At 66.4% G+C, this 3525-nt stretch carries 4 protein-coding genes; all 4 read left to right on the top strand.

The window, feature by feature from the left end; all coding sequences use genetic code 11:
• Positions 1–378, top strand: a 378-nt coding sequence (locus B2284_RS12830) for a sigma-70 family RNA polymerase sigma factor (protein WP_286697607.1), incomplete at its 5' end; no start/stop codon positions are given.
• A 113-nt stretch (positions 379–491) separates the two neighbouring features.
• Entirely contained in the window at positions 492–1415 is a 924-nt protein-coding gene (locus B2284_RS12825; RefSeq protein WP_115296352.1) for a tyrosine-type recombinase/integrase, read from the top strand.
• The gene (locus B2284_RS12820) at positions 1412–2125 is read left to right on the top strand and encodes a hypothetical protein (protein WP_286697606.1); all 714 of its coding nucleotides are present in this window, start codon (positions 1412–1414) and stop codon (positions 2123–2125) included. Before B2284_RS12825 ends, B2284_RS12820 begins: the two co-directional genes overlap by 4 nt.
• 596 nt (positions 2126–2721) lie before the next feature.
• Entirely contained in the window at positions 2722–3312 is a 591-nt protein-coding gene (locus B2284_RS12815; RefSeq protein ID WP_131940820.1) for a hypothetical protein, read from the top strand.
• Positions 3313–3525: the final 213 nt, after the last annotated feature.

The raw sequence follows: 3525 nt of genomic DNA, 5'->3' as shown, positions 1-3525 counted from the left end.
GACATGACCCCCGAGAAGGTCATCGAGGTCCAGAAGTACGGCCGTGAGCCCATCTCGCTGCACACGCCCCTCGGTGAGGACGGCGACAGCGAGTTCGGTGACCTCATCGAGGATTCCGAGGCCGTCGTCCCGGCGGACGCCGTCAGCTTCACGCTGCTGCAGGAGCAGCTGCACTCGGTGCTCGACACGCTGTCCGAGCGCGAGGCGGGCGTCGTCTCGATGCGCTTCGGCCTCACCGACGGCCAGCCGAAGACGCTCGACGAGATCGGCAAGGTCTACGGCGTGACGCGTGAGCGCATCCGTCAGATCGAGAGCAAGACGATGAGCAAGTTGCGTCACCCGTCGCGCTCGCAGGTGTTGCGCGACTACCTGGACTGAGCCAGACGGGTAGCGAGGCAGAAATCCGCGTCATTCCGGCGCTTTTTCGCCTTACGTCGTGAACTCTAAGGGTGCACAGCGCTCCTAGTCGGGGTATCGCTCAGACTGGAGGCATGCCCGGAGAGTTGAGCGTGCCCGAACTGCGTGAGTTGCTGATCTCTTGGGAGCTTGCGCTCAAGGCCGACAGACGCTCGGCGCAGACGATCAAGTCCTACACCGAGGGCGTCAAGCAGTACGTCGCTTTCGCTGAGGCGCGCAAGGCCGACCCGCTGAGCCGGGCGACCTTGCGCGCCTTCTGCGTGCACCTGGGCGAGACGGGGCGCGAGGCTGCGACCGTCCGTGCTCGCCAACTCGGGGTGCGCAGGTTCACCTCATGGCTCGCCGAGGAGGACGAGCTCAGCGCAGATCCATTCATCGGCGTCAAGGCGCCGAAGCTCGACCAGAAAGTCATCGAGCCGCTCACCGCCGACCAACTCAAGGCGCTGCTTCGCGCCTGTCGTGTTCCGGGCGAAGCAACCGCCGCCCGAAAGCTGCGAGCCCGCCGGGACGAGGCAATCCTGCGCTTGATGATCGAAACCGGCGCGCGCGCGGGCGAGGTGGTCGCGATCCATGTCGATGACGTCGATCTGAGGGAGCAGACGCTCGTCATTCGCCGCGGCAAGGGCGGCAAGGGGCGCGTCGTGCCGTTCGGCCCGCAGACAGGGCAGGCAATCGACCGTTACATGCGCCTTCGCCGGGGGCACGCTCTCGCTTCACGGCCCGAGTTGTGGCTCGGGGATCGAAGCAAGGGGTTCTCGTACGATGCGCTGCACAAGACGTTGCGTCTTCGTGCGGACGCGGCCGGCATCGAGGGGTTCCACCCTCACCGCCTTCGCCACACCGCCGCGCACCGCTGGCTCGCAGCCGGCGGCAGTGAGGGCGGGCTCATGGCCGTCGCTGGATGGACGCGGCCCGACATGCTCATGCGCTACACGCGCGCCCAAGCTGCGGCCCGCGCTGCCGAAGAAGCCAAACGATTGAACCTGGGGGAACTGTGACGGAAATGCTCGACGCGGAATCCATTCGCGAACTGGTGGGGCGTCGTAAGCGCCTCATGCCTGAGATCGATGCCGCTTTGGCAGTGATCCGAGCGCAGGGGAAGCGGCAGGGCTACCTCAACGAAATCGTGATCCGCTGCGACGAACGGCACAAGGGTGGCCTGCCCAAGCTGGGCACCGCAGTGCGGCTGGACACCTCGCGCTTCGTCGTGCAGAGCACGATCAAGTGGGCGCCCCGCGATCAACTGAAGCTGACGCCCTGGCAACACGAGGCCTACCTCGGAGTGGGACTGGGTGACGACCCACTCGACGACGCCGCTCTCGTCGACTGGGCGCGGCGCCTCGATGAATGGTCCCGCGGTGCTACCGAGCACCGGAGGGCGGTGGCTGCGTGGGCAGACGCCGTTCGACCTGCGGACCATCGTGCGGGTAGGAGAGGATCCCGTGATTACGCCATGGGTCCGGTGCAGGCGGGGGGCGGTTCGCGTGCTGGCGCTGCGGGCGACCTCTCGCGTCATCGTGGACGCTGGGGCATTGCGACGTCGACCGCACGGTGGTGCATGGGCCTGAGTGTCCGCCATGTGACTACGCGACGAATGGCCGGCGCGGCTGTCCGCACCCGTCGCACGCCTGAGAACACCGGAACCCGTACACGGGAATCTGTCTCTCCCCTGCGGGTCGAACGATCCAAGAGCCCGAGGGGTGCATAGCCCCACGATGAACGCCCGTCACCTTTCGAGGTGGCGGGCGTGTCGTGATGGCGGGTTCCGGCGTGGGAAGATGGAGCCTTCTTCTATGAGAGGTCGTGCCCGATGGCGGGCAATAAGGCTGTTACCCCTGTTCGTATGTCGTGTGTCCGTGGTTCCTGCACGCGAGTAGCTTCGAAGCGATCGGTTCGCGGTTTCTGCAGCACGTGTATAGACACGAATCGAATGAGTGCTTCCCCTGGGGCTGCTTTAACCGGCGGGGCATGGGTTCAGTCGCGGGGTGTTCAGCGATGGGTTCCAAGCATCTAAGACGGGCTAGCAGTTCACTGGGCTCGATGAACGCCCGCCACCTCACCTCGAGGTGGCGGGCGTTTCGTCGTTTCAAGCAGTGCACGCTATCCGTTACGAATAGAGTAACGACTGTGAACACTTATAAGCCGTGTGCAGTGTGCGAGCAGCCCATCGACGGCCCCGTGGTCGCCGTCGACGTCCACCACCGTCGCAACCGCCACGAACGGGGGTGGACGGCGCGGGAAGCTGTATGCCTCGAGTGCGTGGCGAAACCTGCGGATCGCACCGCCCTCGCCTACGTCACGGGCATGGCGCACGTCGAATCATGGTGGCGAGAAGAAACGCCCGCGCCGTGCGCCGGCTGTGGCCGCCCGACCATCGTGCGCCCCGACGGTCGCCGCAAGGTCGTCGCGTGCTCGAGCGCATGCCGAACGGCCTCGTACCGGGAGACCAGTTCGGAAGCCGTAACGCGCGAGTGTGACGGTTGCGGAGCAGTTGTCGCGGGCCGCTCGGATCGCCGCTACTGCTCGCCCGCGTGCCGGCAGAGGGCGCACCGCCGTCGTAGCGCGGCCCCGGAAGTGCAGGCCGTCGCGCCCGTGGCCGTGGAGTTCGAGCCCGCGAAGGTGCCCGGCAAGTCGCTTGAGCGGTGCCGCCAGGAACAGACCGAGAGCATTCTCGATTGGGTGGAGACCGTCACCTCGTCCACCATGACCCCGCGGCCGCTCGCTCGCGCGGCATGGCTCGCCGCTCAGGTGGACGCCCGCACGCTGGCACTGCTCGAGGATCACCTCGTCGAGGGTGGCACGTGGAGTTCGGCGGCCGAGCAGCTTGGGTTGCCGCTGGGAGAGGTGCTGGCCCGGTATCAAGGGCGGGTGAAGGTGAGCGGCGAGGGGCGTTGAGGCTCGGAGCCCTACGGGCAGGGAAGTTGCCTTTGCTGGAACCCTGCCCAGAAACCCCTGAAGCGCCCTGGGTTTCGTTCCGACCCACCTGAAGGAGAATCGGACCATGCCCAAGAAGTACGACCAGCAGTTGCGTGAGCACGCCGTCAGGATGGTGCTCGACAAGCGCGCCGCCGAAGCATGCTCACAGCGCGTCGCGATGGACGCTGTCGG

This window comes from Dermacoccus sp. UBA1591 (genome assembly GCF_002322065.1).
In the GTDB taxonomy this organism is placed as follows: domain Bacteria; phylum Actinomycetota; class Actinomycetes; order Actinomycetales; family Dermatophilaceae; genus Dermacoccus; species Dermacoccus nishinomiyaensis.
Note: the sequence above shows the minus strand (reverse complement) of the source record. Positions and strands in the feature narration are given on the sequence as shown.